This window comes from Fulvivirga maritima, from assembly GCF_021389955.1.
Taxonomy (GTDB): domain Bacteria; phylum Bacteroidota; class Bacteroidia; order Cytophagales; family Cyclobacteriaceae; genus Fulvivirga; species Fulvivirga maritima.
The window spans coordinates 3778228-3795533 of record NZ_CP089980.1; the positions used below are offsets into that span (position 1 = coordinate 3778228).

12 protein-coding genes and 2 pseudogenes are annotated in these 17306 nt (G+C 38.0%); 12 read left to right on the forward strand and 2 right to left on the reverse strand.

The window, feature by feature from the left end; translation table 11 throughout:
• Positions 1–42 precede the first annotated feature (42 nt).
• From LVD15_RS16060 to LVD15_RS16085, 5 genes are all read left to right on the forward strand, one after another.
• A complete protein-coding gene (locus tag LVD15_RS16060; protein ID WP_233776230.1) occupies positions 43–3129 on the forward strand; it encodes a SusC/RagA family TonB-linked outer membrane protein in 3087 nt (1028 codons plus the stop codon).
• 18 nt (positions 3130–3147) lie between these two features.
• Complete coding sequence (locus LVD15_RS16065) at positions 3148–4716, forward strand: RagB/SusD family nutrient uptake outer membrane protein (protein ID WP_233776231.1); 1569 nt, start codon at positions 3148–3150, stop codon at positions 4714–4716.
• A 10-nt stretch (positions 4717–4726) separates the two neighbouring features.
• Entirely contained in the window at positions 4727–6379 is a 1653-nt protein-coding gene (locus tag LVD15_RS27000) for a PKD domain-containing protein (RefSeq protein WP_305038964.1), read from the forward strand.
• A 9-nt stretch (positions 6380–6388) separates the two neighbouring features.
• Positions 6389–7534 (forward strand): family 16 glycosylhydrolase, encoded by a 1146-nt coding sequence (locus tag LVD15_RS16080; protein ID WP_233776232.1) that lies wholly within the window; start codon positions 6389–6391, stop codon positions 7532–7534.
• A gap of 121 nt (positions 7535–7655) precedes the next feature.
• Positions 7656–8201, forward strand: coding sequence for a DUF4920 domain-containing protein (locus LVD15_RS16085; protein WP_233776233.1), 546 nt, complete (start codon positions 7656–7658; stop codon positions 8199–8201).
• Here LVD15_RS16085 and LVD15_RS16090 read toward each other — a convergent pair whose 3' ends face one another.
• Both LVD15_RS16090 and LVD15_RS16095 read right to left on the reverse strand, forming a co-directional pair.
• Complete coding sequence (locus tag LVD15_RS16090) at positions 8202–8567, reverse strand: hypothetical protein (protein ID WP_233776234.1); 366 nt, start codon at positions 8565–8567, stop codon at positions 8202–8204. It lies immediately after the preceding gene.
• A gap of 3 nt (positions 8568–8570) precedes the next feature.
• Entirely contained in the window at positions 8571–11015 is a 2445-nt protein-coding gene (locus LVD15_RS16095) for a penicillin acylase family protein (RefSeq protein WP_233776235.1), read from the reverse strand.
• 130 nt (positions 11016–11145) lie between these two features.
• Between LVD15_RS16095 and LVD15_RS16100 the strand changes: the two genes are divergently transcribed.
• The 7 genes and pseudogenes from LVD15_RS16100 to LVD15_RS27405 form a co-directional block, all read left to right on the forward strand.
• On the forward strand, positions 11146–11694 hold the full coding sequence (locus LVD15_RS16100; protein ID WP_233776236.1) for a KdsC family phosphatase: 549 nt from the start codon (positions 11146–11148) through the stop codon (positions 11692–11694).
• 23 nt (positions 11695–11717) lie between these two features.
• On the forward strand, positions 11718–12536 hold the full coding sequence (kdsA, locus tag LVD15_RS16105; protein ID WP_233780976.1) for a 3-deoxy-8-phosphooctulonate synthase: 819 nt from the start codon (positions 11718–11720) through the stop codon (positions 12534–12536).
• A 34-nt stretch (positions 12537–12570) separates the two neighbouring features.
• Positions 12571–13530, forward strand: a complete 960-nt coding sequence (locus tag LVD15_RS16110) for an SDR family oxidoreductase (RefSeq protein ID WP_233776237.1) — start codon at positions 12571–12573, stop codon at positions 13528–13530.
• A gap of 19 nt (positions 13531–13549) precedes the next feature.
• The gene (locus LVD15_RS16115) at positions 13550–14347 is read left to right on the forward strand and encodes a polysaccharide biosynthesis/export family protein (protein WP_233776238.1); all 798 of its coding nucleotides are present in this window, start codon (positions 13550–13552) and stop codon (positions 14345–14347) included.
• Positions 14348–14390: 43 nt separating this feature from the next.
• On the forward strand, positions 14391–16754 hold the full coding sequence (locus LVD15_RS16120) for a GumC family protein (protein WP_233776239.1): 2364 nt from the start codon (positions 14391–14393) through the stop codon (positions 16752–16754).
• 132 nt (positions 16755–16886) lie between these two features.
• Positions 16887–17051, forward strand: a pseudogene (locus tag LVD15_RS27400) (hypothetical protein); the annotation flags it as partial.
• Positions 17052–17147: 96 nt separating this feature from the next.
• A pseudogene (locus tag LVD15_RS27405) lies at positions 17148–17306 on the forward strand (DapH/DapD/GlmU-related protein); the annotation flags it as partial.

The window sequence follows — 17306 nt, forward strand, 5'->3', positions numbered from 1 at the left end:
CAAACGATTGCAAAAATCATTTCTCTAAATAACCTTATGAATATGAAAAAAATCCTACTATTTAGTTTTCTCATGCTTCTTGGCTGGGCCGGGTATAGCCAGACTCAGGTCTCAGGTACCGTCTCCGATGAAAATGGGGAGCCATTGCCAGGGGTAAGTATTTTGGTGAAGGGTACGACACAAGGTACTGTTACCGGAATGGATGGTGGCTATGTTATCAATATATCTAATGATAACGCAGTCTTAGTTTTTAGTTTCATTGGCTATGTTACCCGTGAGGTACCTCTCAATAGCCGAAATAAAATAGATGTAGAACTTTCAGAAGACATCACTTCATTGGAGGAGGTAGTGGTAATTGGTTATGGTACTCAGAAGAGGAGTTCTATTACCGGCTCCATTGCTTCAATCGATTCAGATGAAATTACGCAAGCGCCTGTTAGCCGTATAGAGCAATCTCTACAAGGTAAGGTAGCTGGTGTGCAGGTAACTAGTCAATCCGGTCAGCCAGGAGATAAGCCTACTATAAGAATTAGGGGAGCAGGTACTAACGGTAGTGCTGAGCCTATTTATATTGTGGATGGCTTTCAGGTGTCAGGAATTGATTATCTAAACCCTGGTGATATCGCTAAAATGGATATTTTAAAAGATGCCGCTTCTGCTGCTATCTATGGAGCCAGAGGTGCTAATGGTGTTGTGCTTATCACTACTAAATCAGGAAATGGTAAGCCTCTCATCCAATACAGTGGCTATTATGGTGTACAGAACGCCTGGAAAAAGCTAGATGTACTTAATGCACAAGAATATGCGGTAATGATGAACGAGGGAGCTGCCAATGCCGGACTTTCTCCTGTTTTTGCTAATACTGATCTTGGTGCTGGTACTGACTGGCAAGAAGAGGTGTATAATAAAAACGCCCCTATCACTAATCATCAGATTACTTTATCAGGATCTAATGATGTTTCTAAATATACCACAGCGCTTTCTTATTATTCTCAAGAAGGTATTGTAGGAGGGGAGAAATCTAAGTTTGATCGTTATTCTGCCAGAATTAATTCAGATCATAAAGTGGGAGATCACTTTACTTTCGGAGAAAATATATCTTACTCTTATATAACCAGAAATGCCATCTCTGCCAACCAGGAGTTTGGAGGAATAATGGGTAATGCCATTAACCTTGATCCTGTAACTCCGGTTTACGAAGATAACCCTGACGCTGAATACTTCAATAATGATGCTGTTATGAATGGCGACCGCTACTATGCCATTTCAAATTACATTGCTCAGGAAGTAGTAAACCCGCTGGCCAGGCTGGCAGTAACTCATGGAGATACCAGAGTAGATAAGTTTGTAGGTAATGTATATGGCGAATATGAAATCATTCCTAACCTGAAATTTAGAAGTAGTTTTGGTCTGGATCTCGGTTATGTGGTTACTGAAGGATATTCACCAGCATCTTACTTAAATTCAGCTACTATTGTTCAAAATGCCTCTGTGAATAAAGAAATGCAGAGAACTTTTAACTGGCAGAATGAAAATACGCTTCAATACCAGAAGGACATAGAAGATCATTCTTTCACCTTCTTAATTGGTAACACCGTGAGAGAAGAAAAATACGAGCAGTTTGGTGGAGGTAAGCAAGGTCTTGTAGTTACTGATCCTGATCGCGTAAACCTGGCTTTTGCTACTGATCCGGAATCGGCTACCATAGGAGGTTATGAAGTGGAGAATGCCTTGGTATCTTTCTTTGGAAGGGTGATTTATAACTATCAGGAAAAATATTTGGTAACGGCCATTGTACGTAGAGATGGAAGTACCCGTTTTGGACCGGATAACCGTTATGGTACCTTCCCTTCAGTATCATTAGGTTGGGTAGCCAGTAGAGAAGAATTCTTCCCAGATCAGGAGATACTTACCTTTGCTAAGCTTAGAGCTTCTTGGGGACAAAATGGTAGTGATGCCATAGGTGATTACCGATACGTTTCTTCTATTGCTACAGGAAGGGGATATACTTTTTATGATCCTTCAACCGGAGAAGCTTATGTAGACGGTGCGTCTCCAAGCTTTATAGCCAACCCGGGCTTAAAGTGGGAAGCCTCAGAGCAGACTGATATTGGTTTAGATTTAGGCTTTTTTAATGAGAAGCTTTCTTTAAACTTTGATTATTACCGTAAGGAAACCAAAGACTTACTATTAGTGCCACCTGTACCGGGGATTGCCGGTAATGCGGCCGGAGCTTCTAACGTAGGAGGTGTGCTTAATGAAGGTATAGAGTTAGCCTTAAGTTATAATGGAAGTGTAGGTGATTTTTCTTACTCTATAGGTGGTAATTTAGCCACATTAAATAATGAAGTACTTACAGTAGATGGAAGCAATGGAATACTTACCGGAGCATCTATTAGTACTTATGGAACAGTTTCCAGAATGGAAGCAGGCTATCCTATTGGCTATTTCTATGGATATAAAACCAATGGCCTTTTCCAAAATCAGGGAGAGGTAGATAGCTATACAAATACTGATGGAGAGCTGTTACAACCTAATGCGGTAGCAGGAGATGTTCGCTTTGTAGATTATAATAATGATGGCGTAATTGACGATCAGGACAGAACTATGATTGGTAGCCCGCATCCTGATATAACTTATGGTTTTAATGGTTCAGCAAACTATAAAAACTTTTCATTAAGCTTCCTTTTCAATGGAGTTCATGGCAACGAAATTTTCAATGGAATAAGACGTCATGACTTACCACAATCTAATATGCCGGCCTATTTTATGGATAGATGGACTGGCGAAGGTACTTCTAATGAGATTCCACGCTTTACCCTTAATGATACTAACGAAAACTACAGTAGAATAAGTGATTTGTACGTAGAGAGTGGTTCATTCCTCCGTTTGAGAAACGTCACTTTTGGCTACACACTGCCAGAAAATGTAAGAGGACCTTTTAAATCAGTAAGAATTTATGGTGCGGTAGATAACTTATTTACCATTACTAATTACAGAGGTCTGGATCCTGAAGTGGGCTCAAGATTAAATAACAATGGTTCTTCTAACGTGCTGGATACCGGTATAGACCGTGGTATTTACCCTCAGCCCAGGACATTCAGAGTAGGAGTAGACTTATCACTTTAAAAAATGACAGATTATATCATGAAAAAATATATAAATAAATATTGGTTGCTGGCATTTCTTCTGGTGACCTTAATCAGCTGCGAGGGCCTTTTAGATGATAAAGAGCCACTCGACAGCAGAAATGAAGAAGTATTTTATCAAACAGAAGGCGATGCTTTAGAAGCGCTGATTTCTGTTTACGATGTGCTTCAGTTAAATACAGTAATAGGTTATCACCCCTATCAAATGCTGCTGGATATTGCTTCTGATGATGCCTATGCCGGAGGAGCCAGCAGAAGTGATGCTCCTAATATTGTAGAGATAGATGAATTTGATATTTCTACCACTAACGGAGAAATATATGGTATGTACAAAAAGTATTATACTGGTATTTATAGAGCAAACAAGCTTTTAGCTGAAATTGATGGTATAGAGGATGGAGATCCTGCTAACCTGGCTAAGATGAAAGCTGAGGCTAAGTTTTTACGAGCATACTTTTACTTTGACTTGGTAAGGTTTTTTGAAAATGTGCCATTGGTATTACAACCTCTTAGCCCATCTGAGTACAACCAGCCACAGGCTGATCCTGCTGATATTTATAATCAGATAGCTACAGACTTAGTAGAAGCCATACCGGATCTACCATCAGAGATACAAACAGATGGAAGGATTAGTGCCTGGGCAGCAAAATCATTATTGCCTAGAGTGTATTTGTTTTATCACGGTTTTTACGGAGGTGATCTTAATGCTGCTGGCGAAACTTATAATGGTGCATCAGCCATGAATATGATTGATGACGTAATAGATAACAGTGGTCATGACTTAGTATCTAACTATGCGAGTTTATTTACGCTCGCTGGCGAATTAAGTATAGAATCTGTATTTGAGATTCAATATTCTAACCTGGTAATCAGCTGTGATTTCAGTTATATACAAGGATGTGAAGGTAATATAGGGGTACAAATGCAAGGCCCCAGGGTGCAAGATCCTGCAAGTGAAAACTATGTTGCCGGCTGGAGTTTCTGTACAGTTACTCAAGATTTATATGATGCATATGAAACCGGAGACCCAAGAAGAGATGCTACCATTCTTAGCATGAATGAGTTTAATGGAGATTTAACCATCGGTTATCAGCACACTGGTATGTTTACTCAGAAATATACTACTAAGAAGGAGTTTCAGGCTGATCAGGGAGACCCTGTGCTGAACTGGGGTAATAACTACCATGCTATCCGATTTGCAGATGTTCTGCTAATGGGAGCAGAGTTGCATGCTACTAATGGTGGTGGAAGGGCTCAAGAGTATTTAGACAGGGTGAGAGACAGAGTGGGTATGCCAAGTGTTACGGCTAATCTTCCTAATATTTATCATGAAAGAAGAGTAGAGCTGGCGCTGGAAGGTCATAGATATTGGGATGTGCTTAGACGCGGACCTGCTGTGGCAGCTAGTGAGCTAACCTTAACTAATCAGTCAGGTCCAGGCTTTCAAAATAGTGATCCTGAAGATTATGAGATACAGTTTAATGCCCAAACCCAAGGTTTCTTTCCTATTCCTCAGGAAGAAAGAGACTTGCTGGGAGGAAGCTTGAGTCAAAATGAAGGATATTAATAGATAAGAGATGAAAAATTATATATACATATTTTTAAGTTTTGCATGGCTTGCGGTGGTCTCTTGTGATCCGCAGGAAGATGATGATTTCGGTCTGGGTACAGCTCCTACTACTGCTGATGTCCAGTTTTCTGTGGCACCTTCGGCTGAAAATGAGAATATTTTAGTGTTTACTAACCAATCACCAGGCTTTAAGGCCATTTGGGATTTTGGCAATGGCACCGGATCAGAAGGAGATGTAGTGCGGGGTACCTATCCTGTAGAAGGAACATATACCGTTACGTTAACCATATATACCTCAGGAGGTAGTGCTTCAAATACGCAGACTGTAGAGATAGCGGCCACAGATCCATCATTGCTAGATATTCCTATTTATAACATGCTTACCGGCGGCCCGGATAACTTAGAAGGTAAAACCTGGGTGGTAGATGCTAATAATGCAGGTCATTTCGGTGTAGGACCAGTAGATGGAGATAGCCCAAGTTATTACGCCGCTCCAGCTAATGATAAGGCAGGCTCTGGACTTTATAATGATGAATTTACTTTTACGCTAGACGGTTTTGGTTATGTTCAAGATACCAAAGGCGATGTTTTTATAAATACCCAGCAGGCCGGTAATTTCCCTGGAGCTTACGAAAATGCTGGTGATTTTACGGCACCTTATGATGCTAATGAAGGGCTTACCTGGACTATTTCTGAAGGAGCAGATGGTATTCAAACAATGAGAATAAGTAATAATGGATTTATTGGGTACTATACCGGCGTGTCTACCTACCAGATCCTTAGCCTGGAAGAAGAAAGAATGGTGCTTAAGTTTGAAGATGCAGCTGATCCCTCACTTGCTTGGTTTGAAACACTTATTCCATTAGATGTGGCCAATGCTACTCCTCCGGCTCCGGCTTTTTCTTATACTATTAACGGTTTGCAAATCAGCTTTACCAATAATACGGAAGAAGCCGATAGTTATACCTGGGATTTTGGAGACAATAATACTTCCACTGAAGAGAGCCCTGTTCATACTTACGCTTCAGAAGGTATGTATACAATAACTTTATCTGCCACTAATGCTAATGGTACTTCTACTACAGAAAGAACTATAATTTTGGCTACCACTAATACAGTTACTTTAAATCAGCTAGCAGGAGATGATTCTAAAACCTGGAAGCTGCTTCCTGCAGCCGGTTCTTTTGGAGTAGGTCCATCAAAGGGAAGTACAGAGTGGTTTGGTAGTGCTGATATTTCTGGCGACAGACCTTGTTTATTTAATGATGAATTCATTTTCAGAACAGATAATAAGTATGTTTATAATGCTAGAGGCGATGTTTTCGCAGAAGAATACATGGGCGTAGGTGATGGGTGTATTGATGAATCAACTTTAGTAGGTACTAATGCTGAGCCTTGGATGTCTGGTACTCATGATTTTGTTTTAAATAATTCTGGAGGACCTTCAGTTATTACTTTGCAGGGCGTAGGGGCTTTTATTGCTCTACCAAAAGCCTATAATGGAGGTGAATACGCAGGCGCTCCGCCTACAGAAAGTTCAGTAAGTTATGAGGTGATGTTCTATGTAAATGATGGTGAAAATGAGTTGCTCGGGATTACAATTGATATATCAGGTGTAGGAGGCTCTTTCTGGAGTTTTATTTTAAAAGCTGAAAATTAATAATAGAGAATGAAGAAGAATTTTTTAATAACGTGCTTGTGCCTTCTGTTCGTAGGGGCATGTGGGGAGGATAATGATGACCCAGAAGCAATGGCTCCCTCCGGACTAGAGCTTAATTATACGCTTTCAGGAGATGATAATGTGACTTTTACGGCTACTGCTGAAAATGCTAATTACTTCACTTTTCAATTTGGTGATGCTGAAAATGAGCCTGTCACCAGAGCGAATAATGGCATTGTATCACACACGTATACTGCATCAGGTGAATATGTAGTTACGGCTAGAGCCCATGCTTCCAGTTCGGTATACTCAGAAACTAGTGTTACTGTAGAAATAACATTGCCTAGAGATGACGACGATGATGATGATAGCGATGATGACTTTCAAATACCTACTACAGGTTATACCACGCCAGAGAGTTATGATGGAATGGTTTTAGTTTGGAGCGATGAATTTGATGGTGATGAACTCAATACAGCAGACTGGACTTATGAAATTGGCAACGGAGTTGATGGTTGGGGTAACCAAGAGCTGGAGTATTATCAGGAAGATAACACAACGGTACAAGACGGAATGCTTATAATAGAAGCCAGAGAAGAAGCTCAAGGAGGTTATAATTATACTTCTTCAAGAATTATAACCAAAGATAAGCAGAGCTTTAGATATGGTAGAGTAGATATTCGTGCGGCACTTCCTCAAGGTCAAGGTATATGGCCCGCCTTATGGATGCTAGGGAGTAATATAGATGATGTAAGCTGGCCTAGATGTGGTGAAATAGATATCATGGAAATGGTGGGTGGATCTGTGGAAAATAGAGATGCCACCGTTCATAGTACCTTACACTGGTATGCGCAGAGTCAGGATATCAAGGCAGATTATGGTGGTTCTACAACACTCTCTTCCGGCATATTTGCTGATGAATTTCATGTGTTTTCTATGGTCTGGGATGCTCAGTCTATGGTTTTCTTTGTAGATGATCAGCAGTTTTTTGTTATAGATATCCAGCCTGAAGATCTCAATGAGTTTCATGAAAACTTCTTTTTCATCTTCAATGTGGCAGTAGGTGGTTTATGGCCGGGTAGTCCTGACGCTACAACCGTCTTTCCCCAGCGCATGGTAGTGGATTATGTAAGAGTATTTCAACCAGAAGATTAGTTTAGGTTAATAATTAGTAATAATGCCAGAGGCCGTACAGAGATGTATGGCCTCTTTTCATTAATATGATCATGGATTAATGGTATTATTTTTTTTAACTTGTCCCGAAAATATAAAACCAATGAAAAAACTAATTACATTATGCCTGTTGGCCACTATAATCTGGTCTTGTAATCCTAAATCTGAGCAAAATGCAGAGACAGAGGCTGATTCTACTGCCACGGCTTCAGTAGAAGAAGCTGAAGAAACTGAGGAAGAAGTTCAACTTACAGGTAATTTCGGAGAAGAAATTTCTGATGAGGGAGCTATACAAGCGGATGAATTATATGCTAAAATGGAATCAACGGATTCTGTGGCCGTGAAAGTAGAAGGTGAAATATTAGCTACTTGTAAAATGAAAGGTTGCTGGATGACTCTTGATATTCCTGAAAAGGAAGCATTGCGCGTAACCTTTAAAGACTATGGCTTCTTTGTGCCCAAAAGTGGTGTGGAAGGTAAAAAGGCCATAATAGATGGATATGCGAAAAAAGTAACTACTGATGTAGAAACTCAAAAGCACTATGCAAAAGATGCTGGTAAGTCTCAAGAAGAGATTGATGCCATTACAGAACCAAAAACAGAAATTGCTTTCGTAGCTACTGGCGTAATCATTAAAGATTCCAAATAATTACTGATAGTATATGTTGGAGCGCTTTTTTCTAAACAGGTTTCTGAAAAATGATCCTGATAAAGTGGAGAGCGCGCCCACTAGTCCGCCTATGGTGGCAGTAATAAATATTAGCTTATAGTTATTAGAGTAAAATAAAGGAGCCACCTTATCTGTAAGGTGAGAACTGGTTTCATAATCTATCCAAAAGGCTTGTATTCCCCATAGTAAAAAGATAGCTATGAAGCCAGAAAAGAAGGATACCCAGCCATTAAGATTAAACAAAAAGCCAATGACAAAAGCCAGTATGGCCAATGACCAAAACGGGTAAAAGAGCCCTGCAATATAACCAGCGACTATTAATGCTACAATTTGTAATAATTTCATAAATCAGGGGTTAAGTTGTTGGCTATAAATCATTTGATCTGACTTTCTTCCTCTAAATGAGGTAAATACTACGGGGAGATATTCCCGATCTCTCCAGTTATTAATCATATTATCATAAAGAACGCTGCCAGGATTTCCAGATTGTCCTCCGGGGTAAATAACGTAAGCCTGTGGGGGTGAGGTCATTTCTACAATAAAACGCTGAGACGGGCCATGATTTCTTTTCGTACTGTTAATAGCGTCGGCCACACCATCTACTTGAATATTATACCTGCTAAAGCCAGCCAGGCTGCCTCCTAAATCGGCCAGGTGTTTAATATAAGTGCCTTTGTAATTGCCCCAATTAGCATCAAGCCCTGTAGATTCTTGCCATTCACCCAAATCATCTTGTGATTTTTTAAAAGCATAATTAATTAGATCGGTCAATGATTCCTTTTTATCAGTTGAATCTACATCAATAAATTTATAATCAGGAAAATGCTTTATAATATAGGTAGTAGTAAATTCATCAGGAGTGGTTAGTGCAACCTCCTTGGTGCTAAACTCATCCCATAAACAATTCATAAACAGCTTCCACCATGCTTGGAAGTAGGTCGGGGCATGGCTCTCTGCTTTATAATTATAGTCCCATTCTTGCAGCTGCTGCAAAGCTTTAATTTCATTTTTACTTAATTCTTCTAGTCGAATAGAGTCAAGAAACATCGGTAGAGTTTCTTCTGGTAAAAGACTATAACTATTGAGCTGCAGCTTCTTCATGTCTTCAACAGTAACCTGACTCATTTTATTGAGTTCGCGATTGATCATGCGGTTCCTGTAGTGCTCTTGAGAAGAATTATACACCCAATAAGGATATAAAGAATCCACTGAGAGTTGGTTAGCAGAACTAACAAAATTCCTTTCAGGGTTATATTGATAAGGATTTTGAGTTTTAGGAATTTCATGCTGCCATTCGTGCAGCGGATTATTACCATCCATAAGAAATTTGCCCTGTCCAGGCCATTTGGCTACATATTGCCCTTGTACTCTCAGTGCTATATCTCCGGAAGTAGAAGCAAAAACGATATTTTGAGGAGGCGCATCCCAGTTCTCAATTGCCTTCAGGTAGTCATCGTAATTTTTTCCTTTATTAAGATCAAGCAATGCCTTCTGTACCAAAGAAGGATCATGGCCAATCCAGCGGAGGGCATAATTTTTCTTAGCATCATTATCTCCAAAGCTTTTGTCATACACTACTGGTCCCTGGCGAGTGTACACTACAGTATCATAGTAGGTTTCTGCCCCTCGTATTTTAATGGCTTCTATTCTTTTTTCAGTAGGTATCCACTGATCATCATACTTGTATTTGTTGGCGGAACTGTTTTGGAAGTTAATTTTATACCAATCCTTATTATCACGAGGAGCATTCGTAAATCCCCACGCAATAGAGTCATTAAAGCCTATGGTTACACCAGCAGCACCGGTAAATGTAAAGCCATAGACATTTACTTCAGGAGAGGATAATTGAATCATAAACCATAACGAAGGTAGATTAAGCCCTAAGTGAGTGTCATTACAAAGTATCGGTTTGCCGCTGGCTGTTTTATTGCCAGAAACAGCCCAATTATTACTGCCGTTATCAGGATCAGGCTTGGGTAAAATGTTCTTTATTAAGTCTGTTGGTAAGTCCGTAGCAGGAGGAGTGGCATTCACTTTTTGAAAGTCCCAAGGATTGTCATTCCCTGACGGGATTACGGGCACCATTCCTGGTAGTTTTTCAGGAAAGAGAAAATTGAAGGTCTCTAACCCAAATAAATTCAAAGCATTTGAGTTTTCAAAGTCGTCATCATGTCCTGTAAGCGCATCTATCATGTATTCCAAAATCAAGGCCGATTTCATAGGAGTCCATTCTTCAGGTTCATAACCCAATAGTTTGTATTCGATAGGCAGTTGCTGATAAGATAAGGATTGAATGTAAGCATTAACACCATTAGCGTAAGCTTCAAGACAACTATTGACTAATGGATCTTTTTTCATAGCTTCATAAGTAATCTCAGCGCCATAAGTCATGCCTTTTCTTCTTTGCATTCGGTCAAATTCCAGTCCTCCTTCACCAATGATTTCAGAAACCCTGCCTGCCGCTGCATGTGTCTGAAACTCCATCTGCCATAATCTATGTTGTGCTATAATAAATCCTTGAGCCATGTATAGGTCATGATTATTTTGAGCATAGATATGAGGAACACCATTTTTATCATAGGTTACAGATACAGAATCTGTTAGCCCTTCAATATTGATTGATTTGGTATATTCTAATGAGTCTTTTTCACTATTTCGCCAAAAACCTTGAGCAGGATCCAGGAATTTACCTAGTGGAGGGATAGGAGTATTTTGTATTACTAATCTTGTGTTTAATGAATAAACCAGCAAAATGGTAATAGAAAATATTAACAAAAACTTAAACAATTTCATATAATAGAAGCTTGACTGATATCAATTAAGGTCTCATAATGGAAAATACGATTTAATCTAATTATAAAAGCTCTAATTATTAAAGGTAACAAAAAATAATCCTGTTATATTTGGTCGATTTTATAAATGAATGGAAATTATTTTGAAAAAATATACTCAATCTCAGATTGAGAAGGCGAAAAATATAAAGGCTTTTATTTTTGATGTGGATGGTGTACTTACTGATGGAGGTATTGTATACAGTAATTCAGGTGATGAAACTAAGGTTTTCAATGTAAAAGACGGAGCAATTATAAAGCACCTCAGGAATTCTGGCCTTATTGTAGGGGCGATCACCGGAAGGGAATCGGCATTGGTCGAAAGAAGATGCAAAGAATTAAAGTTAGATTTTTTTTACCAGGGGATTAAAGATAAATTTGAGGTATATAAAAATATCCTGTCTGAATATAATCTGTCAGATGAGCAGGTAGCTTACATAGGGGATGATATCATAGATCTTAAGGTGATAATTAATGCAGGATTAGGCATTGCACCTGCAGACGGAGTTGAATATATAAAGGCTCAGGCTGACCTTATCACAGAGAAAGGTGGCGGCAGTGGAGTGGTTAGAGAAGCGGCAGATTTTATATTGTCAGCTCAAGGATTTTTAGAGAATATTATAAATCAATATAAAGCGTGAGTTTAGAGAAGTCGAAGGAAAAGATGCACATTACTGATAAGGTAATATTAGGAGGGGAGCGAATGGTTCTTTTTGCCGGTCCATGTGCAGCTGAGAGTTATGATATATGTATGGAAACCGGAGAAAAGGTTAAATCCGTATGTAAGGAGTTAGATATCGATTATGTTTTTAAGGCTTCATTTGATAAAGCTAATAGAACATCTGCAGGATCATATAGAGGTAAGGGTATTGAAGGAGGATTGCAGATTTTAGAACGAGTAAAGAAAGATCTTGGAGTACCGGTAGTGACCGATATTCATGAATCATATCAGGCTGAGGAAGTAGCATCTGTAGTTGATGTACTCCAAATACCTGCATTTCTTTGTCGCCAAACTGATCTTTTGCTTGCAGCGGCCAATACAGGCAAAGCTGTAAAAGTAAAGAGAGGACAATTTATGGCTCCTGAAGATATGAAATACGCCATTGATAAAGTGAGAGGAGCAGGGAACAATAATGTGTGTTTAACGGAGCGTGGAGCTAGCTTTGGTTACCATAATTTAGTGGTAGATATGCGAGGATTGCCAGTGATGAGGCAATATTCTCCTGTTGTATTCGATGTTACTCATAGCGTACAGCAACCAGGAGGAGCAGGAGGAACATCAGGCGGACAAAGAGAATTTGCGCCGTTTTTAGCTAGAGCAGCTGCCGCAGCAGGTGTAGATGGATTCTTTATTGAAACTCACCCTAATCCTTCAGAAGCATTAAGTGATGGGCCAAATATGATTCCTCTGCATGAAATTGATGATTTTTTGAAAATGCTAAAAGAAATTTGGGCCGTAGGTAATAAATATACTCAACTTTAATTTTTTGAATAGCAATAAGTAAGAATAACTTTTTATGAAAGTAATTGTAACCGGCGGGGCCGGATTTATTGGATCTAATTTAGTAGAAGCATTATTAAATGATTCTAGAGTAACCTCTGTTAGAGTGATTGATAACCTATCTAACGGTTATTATTCTAATATTGAAGAGTTTATTGATAACCCCAAGTTCTCATTTTTTCAGGAAGATATCCGTGATTATGAGAAGATGGTAGAACTAACTGAAGGTTTTGATGCAATATCTCATCAGGCTGCGTTAGGATCAGTACCTAGGTCTATCGAAAACCCGATGCTTTCAACAGAAGTGAATGTATTGGGAACCGTTAACGTATTGCATGCGGCCGTTCAAAATAAAGTAGATAGAGTAGTATTAGCTTGTTCTTCAAGTACTTACGGAGATAGTAAAGCATTACCTAAGGTAGAAGACAATATAGGAAATCCGCTTAGTCCTTATGCTATCACCAAGTATGCTGTGGAGCTTTATGCAGACGTATTTAAGAAAACATATGGCCTTAATTATGTAGGGTTTAGGTATTTCAATGTATTTGGACCAAAACAAAATCCTAAAAATCCATATGCTGCAGTAATACCATTATTTTGTCAGGCTTTTATTGAAGGCAATGAGCCCACAATTAATGGAGATGGACATACATCCAGAGATTTTACTTTTGTAGATAATGCTGTTCAGGCAAATGTTAAAGCTATCTTCACAGAAAATGATGATGCACTTAATCAGGTATATAATGTAGCTTGCGGTGAGCAAACCAGTCTGAATGAGATGATTGAGATGCTTAAAGATATTTCAGAGAAAGATATTAAAGCCAACTATGGCCCTGAAAGAAAAGGAGATGTAAAACACTCTAAAGCAGATATAACCAAAATAACCACCGCCTTAGAATATGCTCCAAAAGTTAAATTTAAAGAGGGCTTGGCCTCTGTTTATAGTTGGTACGAAGATTTTTTAAAGAACAATTAACTGACCCTAACCACTGAAGATGAAGAGACTTCTATTCTATCTCTCGATAGCCTTACTAATCACCTCATGTGTTCCTAATAAAAAACTGGTTTACCTTCAAGAAAAAGATGAGCTCAAGCATTTAGATGAGATCCCCAAAGATTCAGTATTAAGAACGCATCAAATGGATGTTCAAGAATACAGAATACAGCCTTTGGATGTATTATACATCAATTTTGAGAGTATAACCGATGAAGAATATGATTTTTTCTCAAAAGTCAATCCTAATAATAGCAACCTTGGTGGAGGTGGTGGGAATAATATGAGTTTGAGAGGTGTGATGGTTGATGTTAATGGTAATATTGAATACCCAGTCGTCGGAAAGGTAGAAGTAGCAGGGTTGACTGTTTTTGAAGCTCAAGATAAAATGCAGAAGATAGTCAATAAATACCTTTCAGATGCGGTTGTGAGAATAAGGCTTCTAAATTTCAGGTTTACTGTATTGGGTGAAATTAATGGGGAAAAGGTGGTTAATTCTCAAAATACCAGAGTGACCATGATGGAGGCTATAGGGCTTTCAGGAGGATTTACAGAGTTGGCAGATAGGAGTAATGTGAAAGTTATTAGACAAAGAGGAAATCGCTCCGAAATATTTTATGTGAATTTGCTTGAGGAAGAATACATCGAGTCAGAGTACTACTATGTACAGCAAAATGATGTGATTATAGTTCCTCCTTTGAAGCAACGTGCATTCAAAAGATATTTTTCACAAAATTTAGGCGTAATTACCTCTACTGTTTCCGCTGTAGTTTTAGTTATAACCCTTTTAACTAGGTAATTGAGCTATGAGTACTCCTGATTTCAATGAGTTCGATGATACAGTGAAGCCTGTAAGTAGTGGGGCTGGTATCCAAATCAATTATTTAAGGGTTCTTACAAGTGCAGCAAAGCATTGGTATGTTTTTGTTCTGACACTTTTGATATCGCTTTCTTGTGCTTATTTGTACAATAGGTATAGTACTGATATTTATCCTGTAAAAGCATCAATAATTATTAAGGAAAGTGATGAAAATGCGGGAGCCAAGTTTCTTTACAATAATGCTTTGGTAAATCCTTACCGAAATTTTTATAATGAATTATATATTTTAAAATCATATCCGTTACTACAGGGAGTTATTGAAGAGCTAGGTTTTACTGTTAGTTTCTATAGAGAAGGTAATATTAAAACGGTTGAACATTATGATTCTGATTTCCCTATTAAAATTGAACCTATAGCAGATAAGAATGAACCTTGGGGTAAATCTTTAGGTTTTACCATTTTGGCTAATAATAAAGTTAGATTAGAGAAGATTAATGAGGATAACAGTGCAAACATAATACTTAACGAAGGTGTTCATTATCGCGATACTGTAAATATTGATGGTTATAAATTAATTTTCCATAAGGTTGGTAACATGCATAAGTCTTTAATAGATAAGCTATTTATTATAAAATTTAATGATCCTTTAACCCAGGCAAAAAAATATGCAAATAAGCTAGATGCAAATTGGGCTCAACAAGGAGCATCTGTTGTTAACCTGTCTATAAATGGATCTGTCCCATCAAAGGAAATTGCTTTTATCAGTAAATTCATTGAAAAATATCAGCAATATGATGTGGATAAAAAGAATTCGGTAGCCACAAAGTCAATAGCCTTCTTAGATGCACAGATAAAAGATATTAAGGATTCCTTACAATATTTTGAAGATGCTATTTTAAGATTTAAACAAGATAATTTACCAGTGAGTGTTGACGAGGAAACCACTAGGTTGTATGAAAGATTAGAGACATTAGAATCAAACAAGGTAAATTGGTTGTTGCAAAATAGTTATTTTGATTACATTACTGATTATCTGAAGTCTGGACAGAATTATGATAAAATAGTGACACCTACTAGTGTAGGTATAACTGACGCGGTGCTTGTGGGCTTAATTAATGAATTAATTGAGGTGGAGGGGCAAATTACCGAGTTTAAGAATAGAGGTTTATATGATCAAAATCCCTTATTCAAGCAGAAATCTGAAAGAGTTTCACAACTAAGGAAAGCTATCCTTGAAGGGATAAAGAACTACAGGTCTACCCAAAGGATTAATCTTAATTTCGTTAATAATCAAATTGAATTATTAGAAAAGGAGATGAGGACTCTGCCTAGATTGGAGCAACAGCTCCTGACTATTCAGAGGAATTATTCTCTACAGGAAAATTTATATACTTTTTTATTGCAAAAGAGAGCAGAGGCAGGAATATCGAAAGCATCTACTACATCTGATATTATTGTTGTTAATCCTCCTATGATATCTGGGGGTAAATTAAGTCCAAAGCCATTACAAATATTTGGTATTGCTGTTGCGATAGGTCTGATAGTTCCACTTTTGGTGTTTTTTATTATTGAGTTATTGAATAATAAAGTTCAATCAAAGGATGACATAGAGAATATAACTACTATCCCTTTCATAGGCGGAATTGGGCACAACGGACTAAAGACTAACTTGGTAGTATATGAGAAACCGAAGTCTTCAGTAGCAGAAGCTTTTCGGGCCTTAAGGTCCAACTTAAACTATTTTACTCAGGGAATGGAGAAAAAAGTGTTTATGGTAAATAGTTCTATAAGTGGTGAAGGAAAAACTTTCACAACCATCAATCTAGGAACTGTGCTATCTATTTCAGGTAAACGTACCTTGATAATTGGAGCAGACTTAAGAAAGCCAAGGTTATATGATGATCTTAAACTGACCAATCATATAGGTTTAAGTAACTACCTTTCAGGTATGAATACTTTTGAAGAAGTAGTTCAAAGTACTATTATCGATAACCTAGATTTATTAAGTGGAGGACCTATACCTCCAAATCCTAGTGAATTAATAATGAGTGAAAAGATGGACGCCCTAATGGCTTTGGCTATGGATAAATATGACTTTGTTATTTTAGATACACCACCTATTGCTTTGGTTACGGATGCTTTTATTTTGTCCAAATATGTAGATCATACCATATTTTTAGTACGTCAAAATTATACACCTAAGCCTGTTGTTAAAACGGCTCAGGAATTATATGAGCAAGGAAAGATACAAAAAATAAGTATACTATTTAATGATATTAAAAAGAGTGGACCAGGTTATGGTTACGGCTATGGTTATGGCTATGGCTATGGTTATGGTTATGGCTATGGTCAAAAGGCAGATGGACAAGGTTATTATCATGATTAAATAGTTAATATGAAGTCTCAACTAAGAAAACATCTAAAATTTGGAATATGGAATTTCCTTAGATTCTTTTGGCAAAAAGGAAGGCTAGGTGGGTTGGGAAAACGTGTACATTTTGATAAAGATGTGAGGTTGATGAGATATCCTAGCAATATTTTTATTTCAGATAATGTGGTTTTAAAAGAAGGAGTCAGAATTTGCTCTTGCAATAATAGAGCGAGTATAAAAATAGGGAAAAGAACCACCATAGGTTATCACTGTTTCATTTTTTCATCTGAATCCATAACGATAGGAGATGATTGTCTCATAGCTCCATTTACATATTTTGTAGACTCCAATCATATGATAGATAAAAAGGAGCTTATAAATCGACAACCAAATGTTACATCTCCCATCACTGTAGGTAATGATGTTTGGATTGGTAGCAATGTGACAATATTGAAAGGAGTAAATATAGGTGATGGAGCGGTTATTGCCGCGAACTCGGTAGTTAATACTAATGTGCAGGAATACGAAATTTATGGAGGTACTCCCGCAAAGAAAATAGGAGATAGG